The sequence below is a fragment of the Facklamia languida CCUG 37842 genome (assembly GCF_000245795.1).
Taxonomy (GTDB): Bacteria; Bacillota; Bacilli; order Lactobacillales; family Aerococcaceae; genus Facklamia; species Facklamia languida.
Window position 1 is genome coordinate 963,132 of the sequence record NZ_JH601133.1, and the last position, 25,372, is coordinate 988,503.

A 25,372-nucleotide genomic window follows, 5' to 3' on the forward strand; every position below is an offset into this window, starting at 1 on the left:
TTCTTCAATGACAATATTATTGGAAAACCTCTTATTTTAACAAGGATTTTTAACGTTTTTTGCCCGGTTGTTAGCAGAGGGATAATTATTAGAACAGTTTTTTTACAATTTTTATTGTTTTAAAAATTGATTAATTTAATGAGATGATTATAATGGAATCAGAGGAATTGTTCGCGCTTACATTGCGGATGTTTTTCGAGTAAGTTATTAAATGCAGGAGGCATGGATATGAAGAGAAGGATCCACTTTATCAGTGCATGTAGTCTGGCCTTAGTGATGGCAACTGCCGCCCAACCCGTCGAAGCTCAAGACCAAAGAGAAGTCAGTCTTGAACCCACGACGACTACACAGTCAGATCAAGCACCCGTCATTGTGTCCGATCAGGAAGAAGCTGTCGAAACGTTGCCTGGTGTCAGTGAAGTTGAGCATGCAGAGCCGATTCGTACTACTGAAATTATTCCGATTCTTTCCGACGAAGCAAGCTCAAATGAAGAAGTCGCAGTAGAAGACCAAGCAAAAGAAGACCTAGAACCTGTTGTTACGACTCTTAATCAAAAAAAAGCACCTTCAAAAGTAGAAGAGGAAGTTGGGTCGGCAGTGGATGAAGAGGAAGCTGGATCGACAGCCGCTGAAGAGGAAGTTGCGTCGACAGCCGATGAAGAAGCACTCGAGGCCACAACTACCGCTGAAGTCAGTCAAGAATCAGACCAAGAAGAAGAAAAATATAAAGTGATTGTTCAAACAGACAATCTAGCAGCCATTGACCGGGCCGATTATCGCGACAAGGAAAGTTATAAACTGGCAGTTTCTCAAGCTGAAACGGAAGTTCAAGATACAATTAACCAGATCCGCCAACTCTTGAATGAACAAGGTTATGATTTCCAAGAAGACCAAGCTTATTCGGGCGTCTTCACAGGCTTCTCAGCGACCCTTAGCCAGAAGGCGATTGACCAAGTGAAGGCCATGAAGCAAGTTTTGGGAGTCAACCTTAGCCAGCATTTCACCCCTCCTAAGGAGGTTCCATCGGCAGAGCCTGCCATGAACTTCTCAGGAGAATTAATTGGAACAAATCTCTTATCTGAAGAATTCCGTGCCAAGTACAAGGGCGATAAGATGATTGTCTCTGTCATTGATACAGGGTTTGACCCCTATCACCGTGATTTTGTTCTAGCAGAGGATGTGGCGACACGCTATAATGAAGACTCTATGAATGAAATGATTCAAAAATTAGGGCTACCCGGTAAGTGGTATTCCAATAAGGTTATCTATGGTTATAACTATGCCGATAATTCCGATGTTTTACTCTCAACCGATGAACATGGGAACCACGTGGCGGGAACGATTGGAGCGAATGGGAATGTTGAAGAAGGTGGCATCCAAGGGGTGGCCCCTCACGTCCAATTGCTCTTAATGAAGGCCTTCTCAGAAGACCAGGTCTCCTCGAGCGTCTATGAAGATGTCTGGATGAAAGCCTTTGATGACTCCATTAAATTAGGAGCAGATATCATAAATATGTCACTGGGGATGGCTTCTGGCTTTAATATGCAAGGGAACACCCCAATGGCAAGAGCCATGCAAAAAGCGCGTGAATTAGGGGTCTTACCGGTCATTGCAGCCGGAAACCACCGCAATGCAACGTGGGACCGCGACTACCATAGCTTAAAGGAAAACCCTGACAATGCCTTAGGTGGGTATCCAGCCAACGTCGAAGAATCCATGTCAGTTGCTTCCATCGATAACGTGAGAGAGATGCGGCGTTATGTTGAAGCGGTCTTTGACGGAAAGCGGCAAAAAGAATACTTCAAGGGGACACAGACCTACCCTGAAGGAGAATCGGACCTCTTGCCTCTAGTCGAATTCAAATTAGGGAATCAAGCGGACTATGACCGTTATGAAAAAGAAAATGGTAGAGCCGTTGATTTCGCGGGCAAACTGGTCCTTGTTCAGCGGGGGGATGCCTCCTTTAATGATAAGTACCAATTAGCACGTAAACACAAGGCTGCGGGCTTGATCATTTATGATAATCAAGAAAGCGACCAAACCTTGGAAATGACAGGCCTGGAGAACTTAGATATTCCCATCATGTTTGTCACCAAGAAATCGGGTGAGCGACTCAAAGAAATTATCGAGAATAACCAAGATGCCTTGATGCGGATCTCGAGAGACTTGATGGGCTTTGACTTAAGAACAGCTGGTAATTTGAGTGAGTTCTCTTCTTGGGGGCCAGCGACCGACTTGACCCTTAAGCCTGATGTAGCAGCACCTGGTGGGTCGATCTACAGTTTGATGAGTGATGACCGTTATCAGAATATGTCTGGAACTTCAATGGCGACCCCTCATATGGCGGGAGCAGCTGCACTGATTATGCAGCGCCTCTACGAAGATGGCATTCTTAATGGGGAGTCACTTGAGAAAGACCACTTACAGGATGACCTGGCCATGCTATTCTTAATGAATACGGCTGTACCTAAGTTGAATACCCTTGAGGATGGTGGTTCATACTATACACCGATCCAACAAGGTGCAGGACTTGTGAACCTCAAGCGGGCTTTGGAGAACTTTGTGACGGTCACAGCAACGAATGAAGCCGATCCGAACAAGGATGGAAAGCTTGAATTAAAAGAGGTTCAAGATGAATTCAAGGCCAATCTTGAGTTGCATAACTATGGCAAAAAAGACCAAACTTATAAGTTGTCCTATGTGCTGCTTAAAGAGCGGATCAATGAAGAAGGACGCTTTGCTGAAGTGACGGAGCTAGCAGACCGTCAAGACCTAGGAGAAATCACCGTAGCAGCTGGCCAAACAATTTCTGTTGATCAGATTATTTCAACGGCTAAGATTGATCTCAATCAATATGTCCAAGGTTACTTCTTCCTTAAACCGATCGACCAAGAAGCCTCACCGCTTTCTCTTCCATTCTTTGGCTTCAAGGGGGAATGGGATCGGTTACCGATTATCGACAATATGGTGGACTTTGATGGTGAGGATAAGACCAACTTTAAGCCGATCGAGTACTTTGATAAGGATGGTAAGCCGGATGGAGTTGACAAGACGGCCTTTGTCCGCAAACGGCTTGAGGGCGGCTGGAACTACTTCTTTGAATGGCGCGTGGACGGTGACCCTTCTGTCTTTGTGAATAGTCATGAGCGAGAAGGGTTCGAGAACATGGTGACCCCTAAATTATCCTTCCTTCGGAATGCGGTCGATGTGGAATTCTATATCGAAAATGCGCAAAAAGAGCGGATCCGTGACCTGCTCATTATGAATCGGGTCTACAAGGCAGGACTTCTGTATAAGGATCAATTAAACTTCCTCCAAGATTTCAGGGGATCTGGATGGGATTATACCGACACCTTTGGCGACCAGGTAGAAGAGGGCATCTATACCTATGTCATTGAAGGGAAGATTGATAGTAAGGATGCCCGTCCGCAACGGTACGAGTACAAGATTTACTTAGATAATACCGATCCTGAGTTAGCGGTAGCTAAGGAAGACGACCACCTTGAATTCACGGCAAGGGATAATCTTTCAGGAATCAGGGCGTTTGAAGTCTATACCAAAGAAGATGACAAATTTGTTTCCTGGCAAGAGGTTAACCGCGAAGAAGAACCTCTCGTTAAAGAGAAGATCTTCACCCTCAACTTAAAGCCGGAATTAAAGGGCAAGGCGCTTTATATTTGGGTTTATGATAATTCAGATAATATCAAGCAATTTGAATTGACGCCAGAAGGCGACTTAATCGAAGTCGTTCGGGATGATTCCGGTAATAATGAAGGGCCATCCAATCCAGAAGAACCTGCTAATCCAGAAGATCAAGCGGAAGAACCGCAAGAAGATAAGATGAAGCCAGGTAAAAAGCCAGATGATTCTGAAGAATATGTCCCTGGCGATCAACTAGATAGCGATGAATTACCAAGGTTAAAGACGAATTCACCATGGTATTACCAAGGATTCGGTAAGGACGCAGAGTTCGTGGAATTAACCGGTGAAATCACCAATTATGATGAAGTTCGATACATTGAGTACCGCTTAGTCGATAACGATGGCAACCCCATAACAGATTATGAACCGATTGACTTTGAAAAGGTTGATGGTACCGTTCGTTTTAAAGCCAATGTTCCGCTAGCCGAGTTACAAGCGAATGGTTTATATGCGATTGAGACGGTTGCCCATGTTAAGACGGTGAAGATTGGTGAGCGCGGTGGTCGATTAACGAAGCATCAAATTGTCAACCGCTTCCGCTTAGACCGGGAGGATCCGAAGATTATGGTGGACCAAGTCTTTGGTGAAGATGACGAGAGACTCTACTTTGAGATTGAATACAGCGATAACATGAACTATGTTGAATTGTTTGCCGGCAATAGCTTTATCGGACGAATTGACAAGACTTATGACGGTTTCGATCCAGTGCAGGTTGGGGATAAAATTATATATTCCATCCCGAAATCTAAAATAGGTAAAGACTTAACCTTCTATGTCTATGATGACTTTGGTAATGGATCTGAAAAGACGGTTGTTACCGTGACCCTGCGTGACTTAGTGAAGTTAGTGCCAGAGGTTGAGAAACGTTTCAATCCAGATCTAGCACTTGGTGCAGTTCTCGTGGCCCAAGAAGGCGTTGAAGGTAAGGCGAACGTTGACAAAGATGGTACAATTCTGAAAGTTCTGAAAAAACCGGTCAATGAAATTATTGAATACGGTCCAGTCGAAGTGCCTTACGAAATCATTCGAGTTGAAGGTCCAGACCTAGAGATCGGTCAGCAAGCGGTTCTCCAAGCGGGAATGGCTGGATTGAAGAATCCTTTGACAAATGAGATAATTAAAGCGCCTGTTTATCAGATTATTGAAATGGGGACTAAAGTGCTTCCACCAGTTGAAGAAGAGCCAGAGCCTGAAATTCCAGCTCCAGCGCCAGCTGAACCAGAAGAAGAGGACGACGCAATGCCAGCACCAGCTGAACCAGAAGAAGAGGACGATACAATGCCAGCACCAGCCGATCCAGTGGATGATGAAGACTTACCGTCAGCACCAGCTGATCATGTGGATGATGGCGACTCAATGGCAGCACCAGCTAATCATGTGAGAAAGGACGACGCCACGACAGCACAAGCTGATCCTGCGAAAGGGGAAGACTCACCGTCAGCACCAGCTGAACCTGCGGATGCTGAAGTTTCAGCGCCTGCAGAAGAAAGTCCATCCCTTGCAAAAGCGTCAAACCTGCCACAGACAGGTGAACAGTCACTGTTTGCATCGTATGCGATCTCCCTCATTTCCTTTTTCGCTGGAATGGGATTATTAGTTAGAAGATCCAAAGAGAACGACTAGCCCTTTAAAGGACCAAACCGCTTGCTAGCTAGGACCAATAGAATAAAGAGTCTGAAAATGAATACATGCTAAGTAGGCTATATACAAGGCATTTAAGTGGTAGACAAGTCCTTTTCTTAGGACTTGCGACCCCATCCCCTCTACTATTTGGATAGAGGGGATTTTTGCTTGCAGGGGAGAGGTGTTTTGCCATAAGGGGGATATCCTATTATAATAGGAAAGAGAGGAGATGAGGGTGTGGGCCGTTATGCGATAAAAATTCAATACGACGGGACCCGCTATGTGGGCTATCAGGTCCAACCCAATGGTCCGTCGATCCAAGCAGAACTGGACCGAGCTTTAGGCTTGATTGCTAAACTAGCCGCAGACCAAAACCTGGCGACCGTGGCAGCTGGCCGGACCGATGCGGGAGTCCATGCCCTGGGCCAGGTGGTGCATTTTGACTTTCCCTTTCAGATTCAGCCTCCTCATCTGCTGAAGGCCATGAACAGCATTTTGCCCAAGGATATCCAGGTCTGTGATTGCCGGCAGGTGGGCGATGATTTTCATGCGCGTTATGATGCAGTTGGAAAGTTCTATCGTTACCGGGTGGATACCCAACCTTACCCTGATCCCTTCAAGCGCTTATACACGACCCACCACCCCTACGCTTATTCCTTGGCGGCAATCCAGGAAGGGCTATCCGTCTTACAGGGAGAGAATGACTTTACTAGCTTTTGCTCGACTAAGACTGATAAGACGAATAAAGTTCGACGGATTGACCAGATCCTTGCTTACGAAGATCAAGATAATAAAGAGCTGATTTTTGACTTCAAGGGTAATGGCTTCCTATACAATATGATCCGGATCATTGTCGGGACAGCCTTGCAGATTGGTGACGGCTTAAAGCCGGTTGAAGAAATGCAGCGTCTCTTACAGGTTAAAGACCGTGAAGAGGCAGGTCCAACAGCCCCTGCCCAAGGCTTATATATGATGGAAGTCTACTACCCTAATCAGCCCTTTAGCTAAGGAGGTATTCGATGGAAAAGGAAGGTGTTCGTCCTGCTAAAGCGGCGGAGGTCGCTCAGCTGCAGACACTTTATGATCGTGGTCGGTCCTTTCAATTAGCCTCTGGCAATAGGAATCAATGGGCTCCGGGCTATCCCGGTGAGGACCAGTTGCGAGCAGACCACCAAGCGGAAAATCTCTATGTCCTCGTGGACGAGACGGATCAAATCTTGGCTGCTATGGCTCTAATCCCAGGTCAGGACCCAACCTATAGTCGTATTGAGGGAGGTCAATGGCTGAACCAGGACCCCTATGTGACCATTCACCGCCTGGTCTCAGCTGGAAGACGGTCTGGGGCTGGTCGGCGACTATTGGAGTGGGCCACCCACCACTATCCAAACATCCGCATCGACACCCACCCGGATAACCAGACCATGCGCCAGCTGTTGGACCAGCTTGGATTTGTCTATTGCGGTATTATTTACTTAGCCTCAGGTGATAAACGGGAGGCTTATCAATTTTTAAAGGAGGAGTGACATCATGTTAAAAGAATTTAATTTTGAAGAAGTGGATCAGACCTATGCGGATGATAAGCGGTCGCACTTAGGCGAGCGGCTTGATCAACTTCAAAGAGTCGTGCAGGACCAAGAGATACCGGTCTTGATTCTAGTAGATGGCTGGGAGTCCTCTGGGAAGGGTTATGTGATTAATGACTTGACCCGTGAATTAGACCCTCGTTATGTGCGCGTTGAAGTCTTTGAAGAAGCCAATGAGGTCGAAGCGCAACATCCTTCGGTCTGGCGGTTCTGGCAAAAGATTCCTTCCAAGCAAGAAATCGTGGTCTACGACCGTTCTTTCTATTACCAAGTCTTCAACCATGACCCTAAGAATGAACAGATCCTAAAGAAACGGGTTCGTGAATTGAGTGAATTAGAGAATACCTTGATCGACAGCGGCATGATTATTATTAAGCTTTTCCTAAATATCACCCAGGAGACCCAGGAGCAGCGTATTAAGGAACTCGAGCAATCACCGCGCGGTCCCAAATTAATCTCGCAAGAAGACTATAACCAGCGGGATGCCTATACCAAGCACTTGAATTGGTTTGACCAAGTTCTTGAACAAACGCATACCGACCAAAGTCCTTGGCACATTATCTCATCAGAGGACCGCAAGCTAGCCTCTAAGACCGCCTTAGGCCTAGTCATTCAAGAGATTGAACGGGGAATGGAGCGGGTGATGTTGAGCCGAGCGGAAGACCATTCGCCGAGCCGGATCGCTGACCAGACCTATGACCGCCTCAGTCAATATGATCTGGATGAAACGATCTCAGACAAGGAATATAAAGATCGGCTCGAAAACTTGCAAGAGGAAGCGGCACGTTTAGTGTATGAGTGTTACAATCATGATATTCCGATTGTCGTGGTCTTTGAAGGGATGGATGCTGCAGGTAAAGGTGGTGCCATCAAGCGCTTAACAAGGCGGATAGATCCACGCTCCTACAAGATCTACGGTATTAATGCCCCGGACCCAATTGAGGATCAATTTCATTATCTATGGCGATTTCAAAAAGAATTCCCCAAGGATGGAGATATGGTCATCTTCGACCGGTCTTGGTATGGAAGGGTCCTAGTGGAGCGGGTTGAACACTTCACACCTGAGCGCGATTGGGAACGCGCTTATGGGGAGATCAATCAGATGGAGCGCACGCTGACTGACCATGGGACTGCTGTGATGAAGTTCTTCCTCTACATTGACCTGGATGAACAAGCGCGCCGCTTTCAGGACCGGGTCAATGATCCAGCTAAGAATTACAAGATTACACCGGAGGATTGGCGGAACCGCGATAAAGCGCCCCAGTACCTTGAGGCAATGAATGAAATGCTCGAGCGAACAGATAGCCCGTATGCTCCTTGGTATATTGTCGCCACCAACCAGAAGAAGAATGCTCGCTTGCAGGTCCTTGACCACTTTATCGACCATCTCAAAAGCGCCCTAAAAAACCACAAAAAAACAAGTAAAAAGAATGGCAAGAGCTAGCTAAAACCAAGCAAAAACACCGAATAGATTATCATCAGAAGAGGCCGACCGAGCGCCAACTTGTGTACATGCGTCAGACAAGTCAAGGCAGCCAAGTGGGCCTTCTTTAATTTAATGATGAACCATTCGGTGTTTGAATTTTGCGGATCCACCCTCTGCAGAGGGTGGATTTAAATAGTTGATGGTGATTGGCTAGGACATTCGGAATCAAGGGTTACGCTTAGGCGGTTAGAGTGCCTTCCGCAACATATCATGCTTAGCGACAGGCTGAGAGACCTTCATGGTGACAATCTGCATAGCATGGGGTGCCACTTGAATGGCTTGCCCTTGGTCATCCCACATGGCCTGAAGAATTTCTTCGTGTCGACTTAACTTAGGACCGTAGAATTCAATTCGTTCGCCCACTTTAAAGTGATTACGCTGTTGGACTGTGGCGATTTGGGATTGTGGATCGTAATCTAAGACCTCACCAATAAAAGCATAGTGGGGGCGACGCCGTCTTTTGCCAAATAATTGGGACTTCTCATCAGGGGTTCCGTAGTAGAAGCCGGTGGATAATTCACGTTGAGCGACCTTCCACAATTCTTCTACCCATGCTTGTTGGACTTGGTAATGGTCAGGGTCCGCTAAGTAGGAGTCGATCGCTTGCCGGTAGACATTGACGACGGTGGAAATATAGTGAATGGACTTCATCCGGCCTTCAATCTTGAAGGAATCAATGCCGGCTTCAATGAGGTCCGGGATATGAGGGAGCATGCCCATATCAACGGCTGACATGGAGAAGGGTTCATCAATACCTTCAGCACCAGCCCCGACTGGGACTTTCCGATCGAGCTCGGGCAAGTTAAAGAGCCCATAATGCCAGCGGCACGATTGGCAGCAACCACCACGATTGGCATCACGATGCGCCATATGGTTGGACAGGGTGCAACGCCCTGAATAAGAAATGCACATGGCACCGTGGATAAAGGCTTCAATCTCAACAGGGGTATGGGCGCGGATCTCTTTAATCTCTTCTAAGGAGACTTCCCGCCCTAAAACACAGCGCTTGAGACCGAAGTCATGCCAGAAATTAAGGGTTTCGTAATTGACTGCTGATTGTTGCGTTGAAAGGTGCACTTCAAGACCGGGTGCTTCCGTTAAGCAAGTCTGGATCAAGCTCGGATCGGACACAATGACGGCATCGATGCCAATGTCGCGGATTTGTCTGAAGAAGTCACCGGCCCCTTTCTCATCTTGTTGGTGGGTGACCATATTGGCTGCGACATGGACACGGGCTTGGTGCTGGTGGGCAAAGGCAACCCCCTCAGCCATCTCTTCAAAGGTGAAATTCCCTGCCCGCTTGCGCAGGCCATAGGCGTTCCCTCCAATATAGACCGCATCGGCTCCATAATGGACCGCGGTTTTTAACTTTTCTAAGGTGCCAGCAGGTGCTAATAATTCTGGTTTACGATATGAATGATGGGTCATGTATGAACCTCCTATTGAACGGTTGAGGCTTCATATAAGAAGAAGCCAGTGTCAAGTTCTCGATTATGGGGATGGGCGCTTTGAATAGTTTGGTCTAAGTGGTCGAGTAGGTCGGCTGTGACTTGTCCGGCTTGAACGGCTTGACGAGCCTTAACAAAGGCCTTGACGACTTGGACAAAACCTTCTGGTGAACTAAAGAGACCGTCTAGATAGCAATAGTCTAAGCCGCTATGAGCTAGGGTTTCTAAATGTCGGATGAGGTTCAGATCTTTATTCGCAAAGATGTGAGTTCCGTGTGAATCTGTATAAATGGAGTAGTGGCTGTCTTCACGATTGGGTTCACTGAGGAAAAGTTGGCGGTCTGTGATAGCCTGGGGCTCCTTATTCACATAGTTAAAATAGTTTTCCAGAAGAGGCCGCTTGCTCTGGTGGATACAGCTAGGACCATAGACTTGGTAGACCAGGGGGATCGTGGCCATCTTTAGCATGTCTTCAAGTTCGACAAAGGGCACTTCCCGCGCCACCAGAGCCTTTTCAGCTCCAAATTGGGCCCAGAAATTAACCTGGCCGGCACTGGTTACGAGGACACTTGCGTCGTAGAGGTAGGGTAGGTGATAGGTGGGGTCCTTAAGAATTTGAACGAGTCCCGTGTCCCCAACGGTCAAGCCGTCCGCCCCGAGTGCTTTGACTGACTTTAGAAAGGGGCGGGCTTGTTTGATCTTATCGTTATGTAGGATAGCATTCATGGCAATCAAGACCCGTTTACCTGCTTGATGCGCAGCGTCAATGACTTGTTCCATCTCTGCCATGGACAAGTAGCCGGGCAGTCGGAGGCCAAAAACTTCTTCACCAATAATTAATTCATCGACACCACTATCGATCAGCGCTTGGGCTTGGTCGACTGATTCAGCTGTTGCAATCAACTTCATCATTTAAGACCTTCTTTCTTGGTTTGTTATAAAAATCACATTGTCATTATAGCGGATTCTCAAATAAAGTAAATATAAGCCGGTATAAATGGATTAAATGCAGTCTTTTGCTCGTCAAAAAATTCACGATTAATGAAATAAATCGTTAAAATTACTGAAAACGGTTGTTATTTATTGTATAATCTAATAATAGGGGGTGAAAGAATGGCAAATTTAGTAGAACAAATTAATTCCATTGAAGCGATGACAAAGGCTAAAGAGAATGAATATGCTGCAATCATTAAACAATTGGAAGAAAAATTTGAAAATACTAAGCGTGAATTAGAAGCGGCATCAGCGGAAGAATTCGCTCAATTCAGATCCAAGCTCCAAGCAGATAAGGAAAGTCAATTCCAAGAAATTGAAGCCACTTATCGTAAGAGCAACCAGGAAGAGATTGAGTCAATTGAAACCGACATTAAAAATCGCCGCACTGAATTAGCGCAAAAAATTGCTAAAAAGGTGGTGGAACAGATATGGCAATAGCCAAAATGGCTAAGTTACGGGCGATTGTCGAGGAGTCAAATCGTGATCTTTTGATGCGAGAACTTCAAGCCGTTCAGCGCGTTGAAGTGAAACCAGTTGATACAGAAGCACTCAGTGTCATCCATCAAGCACCAGATCAACAAGAAGCATCTGATTTAGAAAATGCCCTGGATGACGTGCGGGCAGCGATGAAGTATCTAGAAAGTTACTTGCCTTCGCGAAGTTTTAAAGAGCAATATATCACACCATTGCCAGTCATGACAATTGATGAACTTGAGAGTCAATTGGACTTGACCCATGTCAAAAAAGTAACCGATAAGGTATGGCAAGAAAAGCGTAAGCTGGAAACCATTGACTCTGATTTACAAAGTTTAGACAGCGAAACGGACTTCCTCAGAAATTGGCAGAACTTAGAAACAATTCCGAATTATCATCAGCCAGGCAAGCACACTAAGCTCTATCTCGGGATGGTTCCTCAAACTAATGATAATGAATATATCCAGGCCATTCGCCAACATCCAAAGCTAATCGTTGAGGAAATCTATCAAAATAAAGAAGAAATTGGCTTAGTGGTTGCGGTGAATCTCGATGATGCTAGGGAAGCGAATGAGTTCTTGACTAAAAACCGCTTCCAGAATCTTGATTATCGATTTAAAGAACTGCCTGCGACAACGTTGAAGGCTGATTATCAACGAGCAGAAGACTTGCGAAAAGAAGCCTTAGACGTCCGCAAGCATCTGGGAACTTTTACCGAAGAATATGATCAGTTAAAAGTTGCGGAAGAGATGCTTTATGCGCAAGTGGAGCGTAAGAAGGCACAAGTCCATTCAATTAATACGGACCGTCTCTTTGCGGTTGAGGGTTGGGTTGTGGCTGAAGAGGCCGATGCGATTATCGACCGAATTGAGCAAAAGCTTCACGATGCTGTCTATCTTGAGCTTGCGGAAGTGGAAGCCCATGAAATGGATGACGTTCCGACCGAATTGAAGAATAATCGTTTAGTTGAACCATTCGAAACAGTGACCAGCATGTACGGTGTCCCTAAATATCAAGGTTTTGATCCTTCTGGATCCCTTGCGCCTTACTATTGGACCTTCTTTGGAATGATGATTGCTGACTTGGGTTATGGCCTCCTCTTATGGCTAGGCACTTTAATCCCACTTAAATTCTTTAATATTGGCAAGGACATGAAGAAGAATTTACGCTTCTTCCACTATTTAAGCTATTCAGCAATTCTATGGGGACTGATTTATGGATCGGTCTTTGGTGAATCCTTGCCATTCAGGCTCTTATCACCGACAGAGAATGTCATCGAGGTGCTCGCCTTGTCCATTGGTTTAGGATTTATTCAAATTCTCCATGGATTGGCCATTAATACCTGGTTGAATTGGAAGGACGATAAATTAGCAGCCATCAAAGATGGCCTCTCTTGGATCTTGATGCTAGTCGGTTTTGTCATAGCGATTGTTGGTCCTATGCTACTCAAGATGCCGATTCTACAAAAAGTAGGTCTCTACTTAGCGGCCATTGCGGCTCTCATGATCTTGGTGATTGCCATCATGAAGAGCAAAAACAAGGCAGCAGGTGTGGCAGCGGGTCTATACGACCTCTACGGTGTATCAGGATATTTGGGAGATATTGTTTCTTATTCTCGTTTGATGGCCTTAGGGATTTCAGGAGGATCGATTGCACTAGCCTTTAATATCTTAGTTGCTTACTTGCCACCCGTGGCACGTTTCTCAGTCGGAATTGTCTTGATTGTATTCTTACAATTGTTTAACTTTGGTCTTTCATTATTGAGTGCTTATGTCCATTCGGCACGTTTAATCTTCGTAGAATTCTTTGGAAAGTTCTATGAAGGTGGCGGGCGTTCATTTGCACCCTTGAAGTTTTTAGATAAACATCTCAATATTAAATAATTATTTAGGAGGCATAAAATATGGAATTTTTACAAGCAAATGGTGGTTATTTATTCGCCGTTTTAGGGATTGCAGTAGCCGTTATCTTTTCTGGCTTTGGTTCAGCAACAGGAGTTGGTACCGCAGGTTCAGCGGCAGCAGCTTTAACTAAAGATCAACCTGAAAAATTCGTTCAATCTTTGATCCTACAACTTTTACCAGGTACTCAAGGTCTTTACGGATTCGCCGTTGGTTTCTTAATCTTCTTACAATTACAACAAGGAATGGAATTATCAACAGGGCTTAACTTATTAATCGCATCTCTACCTGTAGGGTTAGTTGGTTGGGTTTCTGGAATTCATCAAGGAAAAGTAGCGGCAGCAGGTATGCAAATTTTGGCTAAGCGCCCAGAGAAAGTGATCAATGCGATTATCTACGCTGTTATGGTTGAAACTTATGCGATCTTAGCATTCGTATTCTCATTCTTACTCGTACAAGGTTAAGGAGGTTAAGCTTGTGGGGAAAATTGAAACTTTACAAAAAACAATTATCGATAAGGTTCAAGCCACAGGTGAAGCTCAAGTTCAAAACCACCAAGCGACTTTATCTGACCAATTAGACCAGTTTAAGGCGCGACTTGCCGATCAGTTGCTTCATCAAAAAGATAGCTATGAACGGAATACGTCTCGCCAATTTGAAATTCGTCAGCAATCTCTGGCTAATGAACTACGTAACCAGAAATTAATGCATAAACAAGGTCTATTAAAAGACATCATTCGTGAGGTGGCGCCACATATTAATGAAATGGCACCAGAAGAATTTATTCAGTTAATTCAGCATGTTATTGGAAAAGTGGATGCTTCCAGAGCATTCACCCTACAATTGGGTGCGAATTCCAAGGATAAAGTGAGCCAGGAGGCGGTTGAAGGCTTTCGTGCTCAATTCCCTCAAATGCAAGTGAGGGAGGAAACCATCGCGAACAAATCAGGTTTCTTGATCTCGCAAGATGGAATGAACTTTAACTATTTATTTGAAGATGTGGTGGATGAGCTGATCCCTCAATTGTTAATTGAACTTGAACATGAACTTAAGGCATAAGGAGGGCGAAGAATGTCAGAATTAGAGTATGCTGGCCTAAACACGACCTTGCGCCTCTATGAAGCCTCGATGTTGAGTCAGTCTGATTATGATACCTTGCTACAGATGGAGAGTGTTGATCGCTTGCTCGATTACCTTGCCAAGACAGTTTATGTGGTGGATGATTCTGTTAAGCAGACACGTGAATTTGAACCGATTTTGCAGCAGCGGCTTGAGAAGGTCTACAAGGACCTGCTTGAAGCCACGCCAGATCCGCGCGTGATCGAGATTTTTAGTTTGCGTTATACCTACCATAATTTAAAATTGCTCATTAAGCAGAAGTATGTGGATCGCGATTTATCCAACCTACTGATTCCAATTGGCAGTTATTCAATTGAACAATTGAAGCAGGTTGTCGAGACTAAGGGACAGAATCAAGACCTCCATCCAGTTCTCCAGGAATCGGTCTATGATGCGATGACATCTGTTGAGGATACAGGCGATACCTTCTCTATCGATATTATTTTAGATACTGCTTATTTGAAACACATTGGAATGAATGCCGAAGAAATTGGCTCACCAGAAGTGAAAGTCTTTACCCAGATGAAGATTGACTTCCAAAATCTGATCACCTTTGTGAGAGCCTTTAACCAAGGTCAAAGTAATTCCTTCATCTTTGCTGCCTTGTCTGATAGTGGTGCAGTGAGCCGGAATGATATTATTCAGAATTGGCGCGATCAGGATCTAAATGGTTTAGTTGAATCCTACCATCTTGCAGATTATATGATTAATCTCGATCCGATCTGGGACCAATTACAGAATAAGAAAGTTAATCCGACTGAAATCGACTCCATTATTCAAGGAGAATTTAGCGAGATCCTTCGTTCCTATAGCTTTGAGGCTTTTGGACCGATGCCGGTCTTGACCTTCTTACATTTCTTTGAGAATGAGATCGATAATGTCAGACTTATCCTAATTGGAAAAGAGAATCAATTGGGGAATAAAATCATAAAAGAAAGGATGCGACCAATTCATGGCCTATAAGATTGCAGTTGTCGGCAACCGAGATGTTGTCTTAGCCTTCAAATTATTGGGCTTTGAAGTCTATCCTGCAGCAACCGGTGAGGGGGCACGCAAGGTGATTCAGCAACTGGCTGAAGAAGACTTTGGCGTGATCCTCATTACAGAGAATATTGCCCAAGAAATTCCAGATACCATTTCCTATTATGATACGGTGCCAACACCAGCCCTTATTTTAATTCCTACTCATCAGGGGTCTCAGGGCATTGGAATGGCCAAGGTAAATGCGAATGTTGAAAAAGCAATTGGACAAAATATCTTATAGAGGAGGAATTATATGACTACTGGAATCATTACTGAAATTTCAGGACCTTTAGTAAAGGCTAAAGGGATGGCCGATTCATCGATTCGTGAAATCGTCCATGTTGGAAAGATGCAACTAACAGGCGAAATTATCGAGATGCATCAGGATGTGGCATCGATCCAAGTCTATGAAGAAACTTCAGGATTAAAACCAGGTGAAGAGGTTGTGGCAACCGGGAACCCTCTTTCAGTTGAACTAGGACCCGGCTTGTTAAGAAAGATGTTTGATGGGATCCAACGTCCTCTGCAAGACTTTATGGATAAGACAGGAAGTAATTTCCTAGTCAGAGGCGAGAGCATCGACATCTTAGACCATGATAAGAAATGGCCCTTTACCGCTGTTAAATCAGTTGGAGATAAGGTAGAAGCTGGGGACATTATTGGGACAGTTCCCGAAACCAAAATTATTGAAACTCGGATTATGGTGCCTGTTGGCATTGAAGGAACCATTAAGTCCATCGAGTCTGGAGACTTTACTGTTAAAGAAGTGATCTGTGTCGTTGAGACAGCAGACGGTGACAAAGAGTTGACCATGACTCAGAAGTGGCCCGTTCGTCAAGGACGTCCTTACAAGAAGAAAACGACACCTAAGACCCCACTTAAGACAGGTCAACGGGTCATTGATACCTTCTTCCCGATTACCAAGGGCGGAGTTGCAGCCGTTCCAGGACCTTTCGGGGCTGGTAAGACCGTGGTGCAGCACCAAATCGCAAAATTTGCGGATGTCGATGTCGTAGTCTATGTTGGTTGCGGTGAACGTGGAAATGAGATGACGGACGTTATCAACGAGTTTCCTGAACTAGTGGACCCCAAAACGGGTGAATCCATCATGGAACGTACGATCCTGATTGCCAATACTTCCAACATGCCGGTAGCGGCGCGGGAAGCTTCCATTTATACGGGGATTACCATTGCCGAATACTTCCGGGATATGGGTTATTCGGTTGCCATCATGGCCGATTCAACTTCACGTTGGGCAGAAGCCTTGCGGGAGATGTCTGGACGGATGGAAGAGATGCCGGGTGATGAAGGGTATCCAGCTTACCTCGGATCTCGGATTGCTGAGTATTATGAGCGAGCAGGCTTAGTTGAAGTCTTAGGATCCGAAGGTCGGGTAGGGTCCGTCTCAGCCATCGGAGCGGTTTCGCCTCCAGGTGGGGATATTTCAGAACCCGTTACTCAGAACACCTTACGGATTGTGAAGGTCTTCTGGAGTCTCGATTCGAAGTTGTCACAACAACGCCACTTCCCTTCCATTAACTGGTTGGATTCTTATTCCCAATATTCAGCGGATGTTCAAGCCTACAATGATGAACATATTGAAGCTGGTTGGGGTGAACGGGTTCGTCACTTTATGGCCCTACTTCAAGAAGAAGCTAGCTTACAAGAGATTGTTCGCTTGGTCGGGTTAGATTCGCTCTCAGAGAAGGATAAATTAACCTTGGTCATTGCGGCTATGATTCGTGAAGACTTCTTACAACAGAACGCCTTCGATGACGTCGATACCACAACTTCCGAAGTGAAACAATTGAAATTATTGCATATCATCAATACTTTTGAGGAAGAAGCCCGTGAGGCAATGCGATTGGGTGCCTACTATAAGGAAATTATGGAAGGAACGCAAGAAGTGCGCGAACACATTGCTCGAGCGAAATATATCCCAGAAGAGCAGATTGACCAATTTGATTCAATCCATGATGAGATTAAAGCAAGTCTCAAGAGTGTGCTAGAGAGAGGTGGTGCAGCGAATGCTTAAGGAATATACAAATGTCTCAGACCTATATGGTCCGTTGATGATTGTGGAAGGCGTTGAAGGGGTTGCCTACGATGAGCTTGTTGAAATTGAGCTACATAATGGGGAGACTCGGATGGGCCAAGTCCTAGAATCCCAAGAGGGTAAAGCCGTTGTCCAAATTTACGGTGGGACTTCGAACATGAAAATCTCAAATACCAAGGCTCGGTTTAAGGCAAAACCTCTTGAATTTGCCTTGTCAGAAGATATTGTCGGCCGGATCTTTGATGGAATGGGGAATATTATGGACGGGGGTCCAGAAATTATCCCCGAAAAATTCGAAGACATTAACGGTCAAGCGATTAACCCAATGGCCCGTGACTATCCCGATGAATTTATCCAGACTGGGATTTCAACGATTGACCACTTAAACACCCTAGTTCGGGGGCAAAAATTACCGGTCTTTTCTGGATCGGGTCTTCCCCACAAGGAATTAGCCGCTCAGATTGCGCGTCAAGCGACCGTTTTAAACTCTGATGAAAACTTTGCGGTTGTCTTTGCAGCCATGGGAATCACTTATGATGAGGCAGAGTACTTCATGGACTCCTTCCGTGAAACAGGTGCGATTGATCGGTCAGTTATGCTCGTCAACCTTGCGAATGACCCTGCCATTGAGCGGTTAGCGACTCCTAAGATTGCCTTGACCGTTGCTGAATACTTAGCCTTTGAGAAGGACATGCATGTCCTCGTTATCATGACCGACATGACAAACTATTGCGAGGCCTTACGTGAAGTATCCGCAGCCCGTCGGGAAGTTCCAGGACGTCGGGGGTATCCAGGTTATCTCTATACCAACCTTTCGACCCTATATGAACGTGCTGGCCGGCTAGTGGGATGTAAGGGATCTGTAACACAGATTCCAATTCTGACCATGCCTGAGGATGATATTACCCACCCAATTCCTGACTTAACAGGTTATATTACCGAAGGGCAAATCATTCTCGACCATACACTCTACAACCAAGGCTTTGAACCACCGATTAACGTGCTACCCTCTCTTTCACGGTTGAAGGATAAGGGGACGGGTGAAGGTAAGACACGTGAAGACCATGCACCAACCATGAACCAATTATTTGCGGCTTATGCCAAGGGTAAAGAAGCCAAAGAATTGGCGGTTGTACTTGGAGAATCTGCCTTATCAGAGGTCGACAAGAAATACGTTGAATTTACGGATGAATTCGAGAAACGGTATGTCAACCAAGGCTTTGAGACCAACCGTGATATCTTCGAATCGCTAGACCTTGCTTGGGACCTATTGAAGATCTTACCGAAGAGCGAATTGAAGCGGATTAAGGATCCAATGATTGAGCAATACTTACCGAAAGGAGAGTAATGCCCTATGGCAAACGTACTGAATGTTAAGCCAACCCGGATGGAGCTCTCTTCACTCAAAGGCACACTCGGTATCGCAACGCGTGGTCATAAGTTATTAAAGGATAAGCAAGATGAGTTAATGCGGAATTTCATTGATATGATTCGTCGGAACAATGAACTCCGTGAAGAAGTGGAGCGAGAGCTCACTCAAGCTTTGAAATCCTTTATCTTATCGAAGGCTTTAATGGATGAGAATTTCATTGAAGAGATTGCTGCCATTACGCAAAGTAACGTCGAGTTAAGCATTCAAATGGAGAATATCATGAGTGTCAACGTCCCCAAGATGGACTTCAACATCGAAGAGAAGCAGGGACCTTTAACTTATGGCTATTTAAATTCGAATGCTGAGCTGGATGAATCCTTGGATACACTGAGTCATTTATTACCTAAGTTACTCGAGTTAGTGGAGATTGAGAAAGCTTGTCAGTTATTGGCTGACGAGATCGAAAAGACTCGCCGTCGGGTAAATGCCTTAGAGTATCGGATGATTCCAGACACAGAAGAAACCATTGAATATATTTCAATGAAATTAGAAGAAAATGAACGTGCAAGTATTACTCGGATGATGAAGATCAAATAAGGATTGGAGTCACCGAATGTGTAAAAAGGAGTGCCCCAGTTTCTTGGGGGCACTCCTTTTTTGCATCATAAAAGCCGGTGACAAAAGTCAAATCACACCTAAAAGGGCATGATTTAAAACTTTTCTTGCCGGCTCTTTGCATTTGTATCAGACTTTACTTAGTCGAGATCAACGTTGTGGAAGACATTTTGGACATCTTCATCATCTTCCAGCAGGTCGATGAGCTTCTCAAAGCGTGCTAAATCTTCTTCGGATAAGTGGACCTCATTTTGTGCTAGTAGTTGAATCTCAGCCACTTCAAATTCTTTGATACCAAAGGCATCCAGGGTTTCCTTGATCTTGCCATAGTCTTCAGGGGCGCCATAGACAATGATGGACTCACCTTCAGCGAAGACATCGCGAACATCAATATCCGCTTCGAGTAGGGCCATGGTGATCGCTTCTTCATCCTGGTCCGCCATGACAAAAACAGCCGTATTATCGAACATATAGGAGACAGACCCAGCCACTCCCATGTTGCCGCCATTCTTATTAAAGATCGAGCGGACATTGGCTGCGGTCCGGTTGACATTATTGGTTAGGGCATCGACGACGATCATGGAACCATTCGGACCAAAGCCTTCGTAGCGTAATTCTTGGAAGGTTTCGTCATCTGACCCCTTGGCCTTATCGATGGCCTTGTTGATCACATGACTGGGAACATTATAAGTTTTGGCCCGATCGATGACAAACTTCAGCTTTTGATTCGTTTCGGGATCGGGGTCTCCTTGCTTAGCAGCAGCATAGATCTCGATACCAAATTTAGCGTAAATACGAGAGGTCTGTTGGTCAGTTTTTGCTTTCTTCTCTCGAATATTCATCCATTTACGACCCATTATTTCACTTCACTTTCTATCAATATAGAGACATTATAACAAATTTTGTTGGCCCTGATAATGACTTCTTTAGCGAATCATCCACCCACCATCGAGGGGGATCACGGCACCCGACAGGTAATCACTGGCATCTGAAGCCAGAAAGAGGGTTAATTGAGCCACTTCTTCAGGACTTGCCCACCGCTTGACAGGTGTTTGGTCGGCTACCCATTGAGCCATAGTAGCCTCCCCTTGGAAGTCCGCTTGGTTCATGGGTGTCGCAATGGCACCCGGGGCAATGGCATTGGCTCTTAGTCCCATCGAACTATAATCATAGGCCATTTGCTTGGTAAAACCCGCAATGGCATGCTTGCTGGTAGTATAAGCTAGACCGCCGCCTCCTGCAGTCAAACTGGCAATCGAAGCCATGTTAATCAACCGTGAGGAAGGATTCTGCAGCAAATAAGGCAGAAAGCCCTTGGTCAAGTAGAAGATGGAGTAGAGATTGGTTTGCATTATCTGGTCCCATTGGTCAAAGGACACTTGGTCGAGGGGCCGGAAGTCATCCAGTTGCCCTGCTGTATTACATAAAACATCCAACCGGTCATACTTAGCTTTAAAATGATCAATAACCTGCTGACAGTTCGCTTGCTTACTTAAGTCCGCCTGGATAAATTCAAAGTGGTCAGGATGGTCTTGCTTCCATTGATCAATACAGGCAGAAGCTTTCAGGTCGATTCCATAGACCTTATGGCCCTGGTCCAGGAAGGCTTGGGTCTGGGCTTGACCAATGCCTGAGGCAACGCCAGTGACGACCACTTGCAAGCAAACAGGGAGCTTGGCTTGGGGTCCAATTGGAATAGAGTGCGAATTAGTCATCGACGATAACCCAATCCTCTGCTAAGAGATCACAGACTGTTGGTTGAAACATGGAGAGGCCTTCGCCTGTCACTTGGATCACCAAGAAGGGGGTCATTGGCTGATTGTCAATCAGGCTTTGGCCAATTAGATAAATATACTCTTCAGCACCTGACCAGCCTTGACGGACAGCTTTTTGACCGGCTTTGATTTGGGGTAAAATACTTTCAAAATTCATCGACTGCCTCCTAGTCTTCAGTGGGATACATCTGGTCAATTCGGGCTTGAACTTCTTGGTTATTGACAAATTCTTCGTAAGTAGAATGCACCCGATCGAAAGCGCCTGTTGGAGTGACTTCAATAATTCGATTAACGGTTGTATTGAGGACCTCGTAGTCGTGTGAAGCGATAAGGATCGCCCCTTTGAACTTGATGAGGCCATCGTTGAGGGCGGTGATCGACTCTAAGTCCAAGTGGTTGGTTGGCTGGTCCATCACTAGGACGTTCGCCTTGGATAACATCATCTTTGATAGCAGGCAACGAACCTTCTCGCCCCCTGATAGGACATTGACTGGTTTGAGGACATCATCGCCTGCAAAGAGCATCCGCCCGAGGAAGGACCGCAAGAAGGTATTATCGCTTTCTTCCTTTGAAGCATATTGGCGCAACCAGTCCACAATTGTGAGCGGATTGTCATCAAATTCATCAGAGGAGTTACGGGGAAGGTAAGTCTGACTCGTTGTAACACCCCATTCATAACTACCTTTATCGGCGGTTTCCTTGCCCATCAGAATATCAAAGAGGTAGGAAATGGCATTGTCATTCCGGGAGACAAAGGCCACCTTGTCATCACGATTAAGGGTGAAAGAGAGGTTATCAAAGAGCAATTCACCATCGACTGTCTTAGATAGTCCCTCTACTCTTAATAAGTCATTCCCGATTTCACGTTCAGGGCTAAAGCCAACAAAAGGATAGCGACGACTGGATGGCTGGATATCATCCAGGGTGATCTTATCTAATAGCTTCTTACGAGAAGTTGCTTGCTTTGATTTAGAAGCATTGGCAGAGAAACGGGCGATAAAGGCTTGGAGTTCTTTGATCTTCTCTTCCTTCTTGGCGTTTTGGTCTGCTGCCATCTTAGCGGCCAATTGACTGGATTGAAGCCAGAAGTCATAGTTTCCAACATAAATCTTGATCTTACCAAAGTCCACATCGGCCATGTGGGTGCAGACCGTATTCAAGAAGTGGCGGTCGTGGGAGACAACAATCACGGTATTGGGGAAGTCCATGATAAAGTCACTCAACCACTGAATAGCCTGGGCATCGAGCCCGTTTGTTGGTTCGTCAAGGAGCAGGTTATCAGGCTTACCAAAGAGGGCTTGGGCTAGCAGAACCTTAATCTTATCGGCTTCGACCAGTTCACTCATCTTAAGAAAATGCATGTCGGTTGGAATACCTAAACCTTGCAGAATATTGGAGGCTTCAGACTCTGCTTCCCAGCCGCCCATTTCCGCAAAGAGCGATTCTAACTCGCCTGCACGAATACCATCTTCATCTGAGAAATCAGCCTTTTGGTAGATGGCGTCTTTTTCTTGTTTGACTTCATAGAGTTCCTTGTGGCCCATCATGACGGTTTCGATGACTTGATGGTCTTCAAAGCCATAGTGGTTCTGGCTGAGGACGGCTAAGCGTTCATTCGGGTCCATGGAGACATGGCCAGTTGTGGGGGCGATATCGCCTGCTAGGATCTTTAAGAAAGTAGACTTACCGGCTCCATTGGCGCCAATGACGCCATAGCAATTGCCGGGTGTGAAGTTAATATTTACATCATCGAATAACTTACGGTCTGGAAATTGCAGACTGACATTCGATACATTAATCATGGTGGATACCTCCTAGTAAAGTTAAATTGACATACAGATTCATTCTAACATGATGGTTGGTAAAAAGCATTATTAAATAAGTAAGCCTGGCCAGTTAGGCCAGGCTTTGATTGGGTCATTAGATGGACTTGATCCATTGGATAAAACGTTGCCATAAGGATAATTCTGAATCCATCCGGCTTTCTTTGAGGCGTTTTAAAGTTTTTTTACTGGTGCGAACCCCGCTAGGCTTTTGTGCTTCCAACCATTGATCGAGTTCTTCCTGCCGTTGGGATGCTCGTTGGATGAGTTGGTCCTGGGAATTGAGGGCCTGGTCATCGGTGGCATCAGGTCTAGTATATTGGCCATCCGATTGAAGTTCGCGGGCCTTGAGCGTATCGGCTAATTCGAGGTGGAGGAAGTCGAGAACATCCGCTTCGAGGTCTTTATCCAGAATTGGGAATTCAATCTCCACCCGCTTAATCATGTTCCGGGTCATCATATCCGCTGAAGATAGGAAGAGGTGCTGCTCCCCATTGCGGTAGAAGTAATAGATCCGTGAATGCTCCAGGAAGCGCCCGACAATACTGCGTACGCGGATATTATCCGAAATCCCTGGGAGTCCAGGCCGTAAGCAGCAAATTCCACGGACAATTAAGTCTATCTGTACACCAGCTTGACTGGCTTGATAGAGCTTTTGAATGAGGGGCTTATCCGTCAAGGAGTTCATCTTGGCAATAATCCGGCCATTACCATATTGGGCTTGATAAGCCATCTCATCATCAATGGCATCCATCAGTGAATCCCGGATGGCAAAGGGAGAAACATGGAGGTATTTATAATCAGGTAAGCTGGTAAAGCCGCTGAGGTAATTGAAGAAATGACTTGCATCGTCCGTAAGGCCAGGATGGGTAGTAAAGAGCCCCATATCTGTATAGATTTTAGCAGTCTTGTCGTTATAATTTCCTGTTCCTAAGTGCAAGTACCGTTGGATCTTGTCGTCTTCTTTGCGGATGATCAGGGTAATCTTGGAGTGGGTTTTTAATTCACTCACGCCATAGAGGACATGGCAACCCGCTTCTTCTAATTCCCGTGCCCAGAAGACGTTGTTCTCCTCGTCAAAACGCGCCTTTAATTCCACCAAGACCGTGACTTCCTTGCCATTCTCAGCTGCCTTCTTAAGGGCGGAGATAATCGGTGAATTCTTAGATACCCGGTAAAGGGTCTGCTTGATGGCAATTGTTTGGGGGTCGGAGGCGGCGTGGTCTACGAAATTCACAATAGGATCAAAGGAATCATAAGGGTGGTGTAAGAGGATATCATGGTCCCGCATATTGGTGAAGAGGTCTTCGCCTAGGTGACCAGGATTGAGATAAGGTTGGTGGGGTGGGAAGAGGAGGTCAGGGTGGTCCTGGCCAATTTCAGACCTTAGTTTAAAGAGGAAGGTCAAATCGAGCGGGCCATCAATCAGATAGACTGCCCGGTCCTTAAGATGGAAGGTCTCCTTGAGATAGTGGATCTGTTGGTCGGTGAATTCATGCAGTCTGGAGGTGTCAATTTCGATTCGGATGGCAATCCCATTCTTGCGTTGCTTCACATAATCCTCGATTAGATCTAGCAGGTCAGACGCCCCATCCTCTGCAATCGCAAAGTCCGCATTACGGGTGATGCGGAAAGGATAAGCAAAGATAATCTGGTAGCCTTCAAAAATCCGGTCTAAGTAGTAGAGGATAATATCTTCCACCAAGACGATGGTGGGGTTGGGTCCCTTGATCGTGAAATAGCGGTCAATTAATTGTGGGATGGGAATAATGGCCCGGTGCTCTTCACCCTCCTTCTCGAGCTTGACCATGATGTGGATCACCTTGTTGGCAATATGAGGAAAGGGCCGATAGGCATCAATTCCTAGAGGTGAAAGGGTTGGTAATAAGAGGGTCTTAAAGAAATACTCGACTTCAGCTAATTCCGTTTCAGACAGGTCATTCATCGATTTTAATTGATAGCCGGTATTTGGTAAGATCGCCATTAATTCTTTGAACCGTTTATATTGACGGTCAACATTTTTACGGTTCTTCTCGCTGATTTGATTGAGCAGTTGATCTGGGGTCATGTAGGTCTTATTCTCCGAAACTTCGACCCCAGCGAGATATTGGTCAAAGACGCCTGCGACACGTACCATGTAGAATTCATCTAAATTGGAAGAACCAATTGCCAAGAAGTTCAACTGTTCGAGCAGGGGGTTATTGGGATCATAAGCATCTTCAATACAGCGGCGGTTAAAGTCTAGCCAACTTAATTCCCGATTAAAGTAATAGTCGGGCTGATCAAAGTGATTGGCTGGCGAGGGATGAAGGTCTACTTCTTGACTAGTTAGCGACTTGGTTTTATTTTTTTTCTTATCAGCCATGACAATGGGTA

At 45.5% G+C, this 25,372-nt stretch carries 20 protein-coding genes; 13 read left to right on the top strand and 7 right to left on the bottom strand.

Features of this window, described 5'->3' with window-relative positions:
• Positions 1 to 228: 228 nt before the first annotated feature.
• The 4 genes from HMPREF9708_RS08605 to HMPREF9708_RS04470 all read left to right on the top strand — a co-directional run bounded on the left by HMPREF9708_RS08605 (position 229) and on the right by HMPREF9708_RS04470 (position 8,352).
• Positions 229 to 5,325: a S8 family serine peptidase gene (locus HMPREF9708_RS08605; RefSeq protein ID WP_006308999.1), complete on the top strand. Its 5,097-nt coding sequence runs from the start codon at positions 229 to 231 to the stop codon at positions 5,323 to 5,325.
• Between the two features lie 237 nt (positions 5,326 to 5,562).
• Positions 5,563 to 6,333, top strand: a complete 771-nt coding sequence (truA, locus tag HMPREF9708_RS04460) for a tRNA pseudouridine(38-40) synthase TruA (protein ID WP_006309000.1) — start codon at positions 5,563 to 5,565, stop codon at positions 6,331 to 6,333.
• Between the two features lie 11 nt (positions 6,334 to 6,344).
• Entirely contained in the window at positions 6,345 to 6,848 is a 504-nt protein-coding gene (locus HMPREF9708_RS04465) for a GNAT family N-acetyltransferase (RefSeq protein ID WP_006309001.1), read from the top strand.
• Positions 6,849 to 6,852: 4 nt separating this feature from the next.
• Positions 6,853 to 8,352 carry a polyphosphate--AMP phosphotransferase gene (locus tag HMPREF9708_RS04470; RefSeq protein WP_006309002.1) on the top strand — a complete coding sequence of 500 codons (1,500 nt, stop codon included), beginning with the start codon at positions 6,853 to 6,855 and terminating at the stop codon, positions 8,350 to 8,352.
• Positions 8,353 to 8,580: 228 nt separating this feature from the next.
• Here HMPREF9708_RS04470 and HMPREF9708_RS04475 read toward each other — a convergent pair whose 3' ends face one another.
• Entirely contained in the window at positions 8,581 to 9,822 is a 1,242-nt protein-coding gene (locus tag HMPREF9708_RS04475; RefSeq protein WP_006309003.1) for a peptidase U32 family protein, read from the bottom strand.
• An 11-nt stretch (positions 9,823 to 9,833) separates the two neighbouring features.
• The gene (locus HMPREF9708_RS04480) at positions 9,834 to 10,754 is read right to left on the bottom strand and encodes a peptidase U32 family protein (RefSeq protein WP_040447779.1); all 921 of its coding nucleotides are present in this window, start codon (positions 10,752 to 10,754) and stop codon (positions 9,834 to 9,836) included.
• 201 nt (positions 10,755 to 10,955) lie between these two features.
• Here HMPREF9708_RS04480 and HMPREF9708_RS04485 point away from each other — a divergent pair, with 201 nt between their 5' ends.
• Genes HMPREF9708_RS04485 through HMPREF9708_RS04525 form a run of 9 tightly spaced genes read left to right on the top strand, consistent with a single transcriptional unit; the run spans position 10,956 to position 19,380 of the window.
• A complete protein-coding gene (locus HMPREF9708_RS04485; protein ID WP_006309005.1) occupies positions 10,956 to 11,276 on the top strand; it encodes a hypothetical protein in 321 nt (106 codons plus the stop codon).
• Positions 11,267 to 13,195, top strand: coding sequence for a V-type ATP synthase subunit I (locus HMPREF9708_RS04490; RefSeq protein ID WP_006309006.1), 1,929 nt, complete (start codon positions 11,267 to 11,269; stop codon positions 13,193 to 13,195). Before HMPREF9708_RS04485 ends, HMPREF9708_RS04490 begins: the two co-directional genes overlap by 10 nt.
• 20 nt (positions 13,196 to 13,215) lie before the next feature.
• Positions 13,216 to 13,677 (top strand): V-type ATP synthase subunit K, encoded by a 462-nt coding sequence (locus HMPREF9708_RS04495; protein WP_006309007.1) that lies wholly within the window; start codon positions 13,216 to 13,218, stop codon positions 13,675 to 13,677.
• A gap of 13 nt (positions 13,678 to 13,690) precedes the next feature.
• Positions 13,691 to 14,272: a hypothetical protein gene (locus HMPREF9708_RS04500; RefSeq protein WP_006309008.1), complete on the top strand. Its 582-nt coding sequence runs from the start codon at positions 13,691 to 13,693 to the stop codon at positions 14,270 to 14,272.
• Between the two features lie 12 nt (positions 14,273 to 14,284).
• Entirely contained in the window at positions 14,285 to 15,295 is a 1,011-nt protein-coding gene (locus HMPREF9708_RS04505) for a V-type ATPase subunit (protein ID WP_006309009.1), read from the top strand.
• Positions 15,285 to 15,596 carry a V-type ATP synthase subunit F gene (locus tag HMPREF9708_RS04510; RefSeq protein ID WP_006309010.1) on the top strand — a complete coding sequence of 104 codons (312 nt, stop codon included), beginning with the start codon at positions 15,285 to 15,287 and terminating at the stop codon, positions 15,594 to 15,596. Before HMPREF9708_RS04505 ends, HMPREF9708_RS04510 begins: the two co-directional genes overlap by 11 nt.
• A gap of 12 nt (positions 15,597 to 15,608) precedes the next feature.
• Entirely contained in the window at positions 15,609 to 17,390 is a 1,782-nt protein-coding gene (locus HMPREF9708_RS04515) for a V-type ATP synthase subunit A (protein WP_006309011.1), read from the top strand.
• The gene (locus HMPREF9708_RS04520; RefSeq protein ID WP_006309012.1) at positions 17,383 to 18,759 is read left to right on the top strand and encodes a V-type ATP synthase subunit B; all 1,377 of its coding nucleotides are present in this window, start codon (positions 17,383 to 17,385) and stop codon (positions 18,757 to 18,759) included. The genes HMPREF9708_RS04515 and HMPREF9708_RS04520 overlap by 8 nt, the downstream gene beginning before the upstream one ends.
• Before the next feature lie 6 nt (positions 18,760 to 18,765).
• Positions 18,766 to 19,380: a V-type ATP synthase subunit D gene (locus HMPREF9708_RS04525; RefSeq protein ID WP_006309013.1), complete on the top strand. Its 615-nt coding sequence runs from the start codon at positions 18,766 to 18,768 to the stop codon at positions 19,378 to 19,380.
• Positions 19,381 to 19,538: 158 nt separating this feature from the next.
• Here HMPREF9708_RS04525 and HMPREF9708_RS04530 read toward each other — a convergent pair whose 3' ends face one another.
• From HMPREF9708_RS04530 to HMPREF9708_RS04550, 5 genes are all read right to left on the bottom strand, one after another.
• Entirely contained in the window at positions 19,539 to 20,255 is a 717-nt protein-coding gene (locus tag HMPREF9708_RS04530; protein WP_006309014.1) for a YebC/PmpR family DNA-binding transcriptional regulator, read from the bottom strand.
• A 69-nt stretch (positions 20,256 to 20,324) separates the two neighbouring features.
• A complete protein-coding gene (locus tag HMPREF9708_RS04535) occupies positions 20,325 to 21,113 on the bottom strand; it encodes a 3-oxoacyl-ACP reductase (protein WP_006309015.1) in 789 nt (262 codons plus the stop codon).
• Positions 21,106 to 21,330, bottom strand: coding sequence for a DUF2829 domain-containing protein (locus HMPREF9708_RS04540; protein WP_006309016.1), 225 nt, complete (start codon positions 21,328 to 21,330; stop codon positions 21,106 to 21,108). The genes HMPREF9708_RS04535 and HMPREF9708_RS04540 overlap by 8 nt, the downstream gene beginning before the upstream one ends.
• A gap of 10 nt (positions 21,331 to 21,340) precedes the next feature.
• Positions 21,341 to 22,975, bottom strand: a complete 1,635-nt coding sequence (locus HMPREF9708_RS04545; protein ID WP_006309017.1) for an ABC-F family ATP-binding cassette domain-containing protein — start codon at positions 22,973 to 22,975, stop codon at positions 21,341 to 21,343.
• A gap of 118 nt (positions 22,976 to 23,093) precedes the next feature.
• Positions 23,094 to 25,361: an RNA degradosome polyphosphate kinase gene (locus tag HMPREF9708_RS04550; protein WP_006309018.1), complete on the bottom strand. Its 2,268-nt coding sequence runs from the start codon at positions 25,359 to 25,361 to the stop codon at positions 23,094 to 23,096.
• Between the last annotated feature and the right edge of the window lie 11 nt (positions 25,362 to 25,372).

Coding starts and splice junctions, on each gene's coding strand:
- HMPREF9708_RS04475 (WP_006309003.1), bottom strand. CDS start 9,822: ATGACCCATCATTCATATCGTAAACCAGAATTATTAGCACCTGCTGGC.
- HMPREF9708_RS04530 (WP_006309014.1), bottom strand. CDS start 20,255: ATGGGTCGTAAATGGATGAATATTCGAGAGAAGAAAGCAAAAACTGAC.
- HMPREF9708_RS04515 (WP_006309011.1), top strand. CDS start 15,609: ATGACTACTGGAATCATTACTGAAATTTCAGGACCTTTAGTAAAGGCT.
- HMPREF9708_RS04465 (WP_006309001.1), top strand. CDS start 6,345: ATGGAAAAGGAAGGTGTTCGTCCTGCTAAAGCGGCGGAGGTCGCTCAG.
- HMPREF9708_RS04535 (WP_006309015.1), bottom strand. CDS start 21,113: ATGACTAATTCGCACTCTATTCCAATTGGACCCCAAGCCAAGCTCCCT.
- HMPREF9708_RS04495 (WP_006309007.1), top strand. CDS start 13,216: ATGGAATTTTTACAAGCAAATGGTGGTTATTTATTCGCCGTTTTAGGG.
- HMPREF9708_RS04505 (WP_006309009.1), top strand. CDS start 14,285: ATGTCAGAATTAGAGTATGCTGGCCTAAACACGACCTTGCGCCTCTAT.
- HMPREF9708_RS04525 (WP_006309013.1), top strand. CDS start 18,766: ATGGCAAACGTACTGAATGTTAAGCCAACCCGGATGGAGCTCTCTTCA.
- HMPREF9708_RS04550 (WP_006309018.1), bottom strand. CDS start 25,361: ATGGCTGATAAGAAAAAAAATAAAACCAAGTCGCTAACTAGTCAAGAA.
- HMPREF9708_RS04480 (WP_040447779.1), bottom strand. CDS start 10,754: ATGATGAAGTTGATTGCAACAGCTGAATCAGTCGACCAAGCCCAAGCG.
- HMPREF9708_RS04510 (WP_006309010.1), top strand. CDS start 15,285: ATGGCCTATAAGATTGCAGTTGTCGGCAACCGAGATGTTGTCTTAGCC.
- HMPREF9708_RS04545 (WP_006309017.1), bottom strand. CDS start 22,975: ATGATTAATGTATCGAATGTCAGTCTGCAATTTCCAGACCGTAAGTTA.
- HMPREF9708_RS04490 (WP_006309006.1), top strand. CDS start 11,267: ATGGCAATAGCCAAAATGGCTAAGTTACGGGCGATTGTCGAGGAGTCA.
- HMPREF9708_RS04520 (WP_006309012.1), top strand. CDS start 17,383: ATGCTTAAGGAATATACAAATGTCTCAGACCTATATGGTCCGTTGATG.
- HMPREF9708_RS08605 (WP_006308999.1), top strand. CDS start 229: ATGAAGAGAAGGATCCACTTTATCAGTGCATGTAGTCTGGCCTTAGTG.
- HMPREF9708_RS04470 (WP_006309002.1), top strand. CDS start 6,853: ATGTTAAAAGAATTTAATTTTGAAGAAGTGGATCAGACCTATGCGGAT.
- HMPREF9708_RS04540 (WP_006309016.1), bottom strand. CDS start 21,330: ATGAATTTTGAAAGTATTTTACCCCAAATCAAAGCCGGTCAAAAAGCT.
- HMPREF9708_RS04485 (WP_006309005.1), top strand. CDS start 10,956: ATGGCAAATTTAGTAGAACAAATTAATTCCATTGAAGCGATGACAAAG.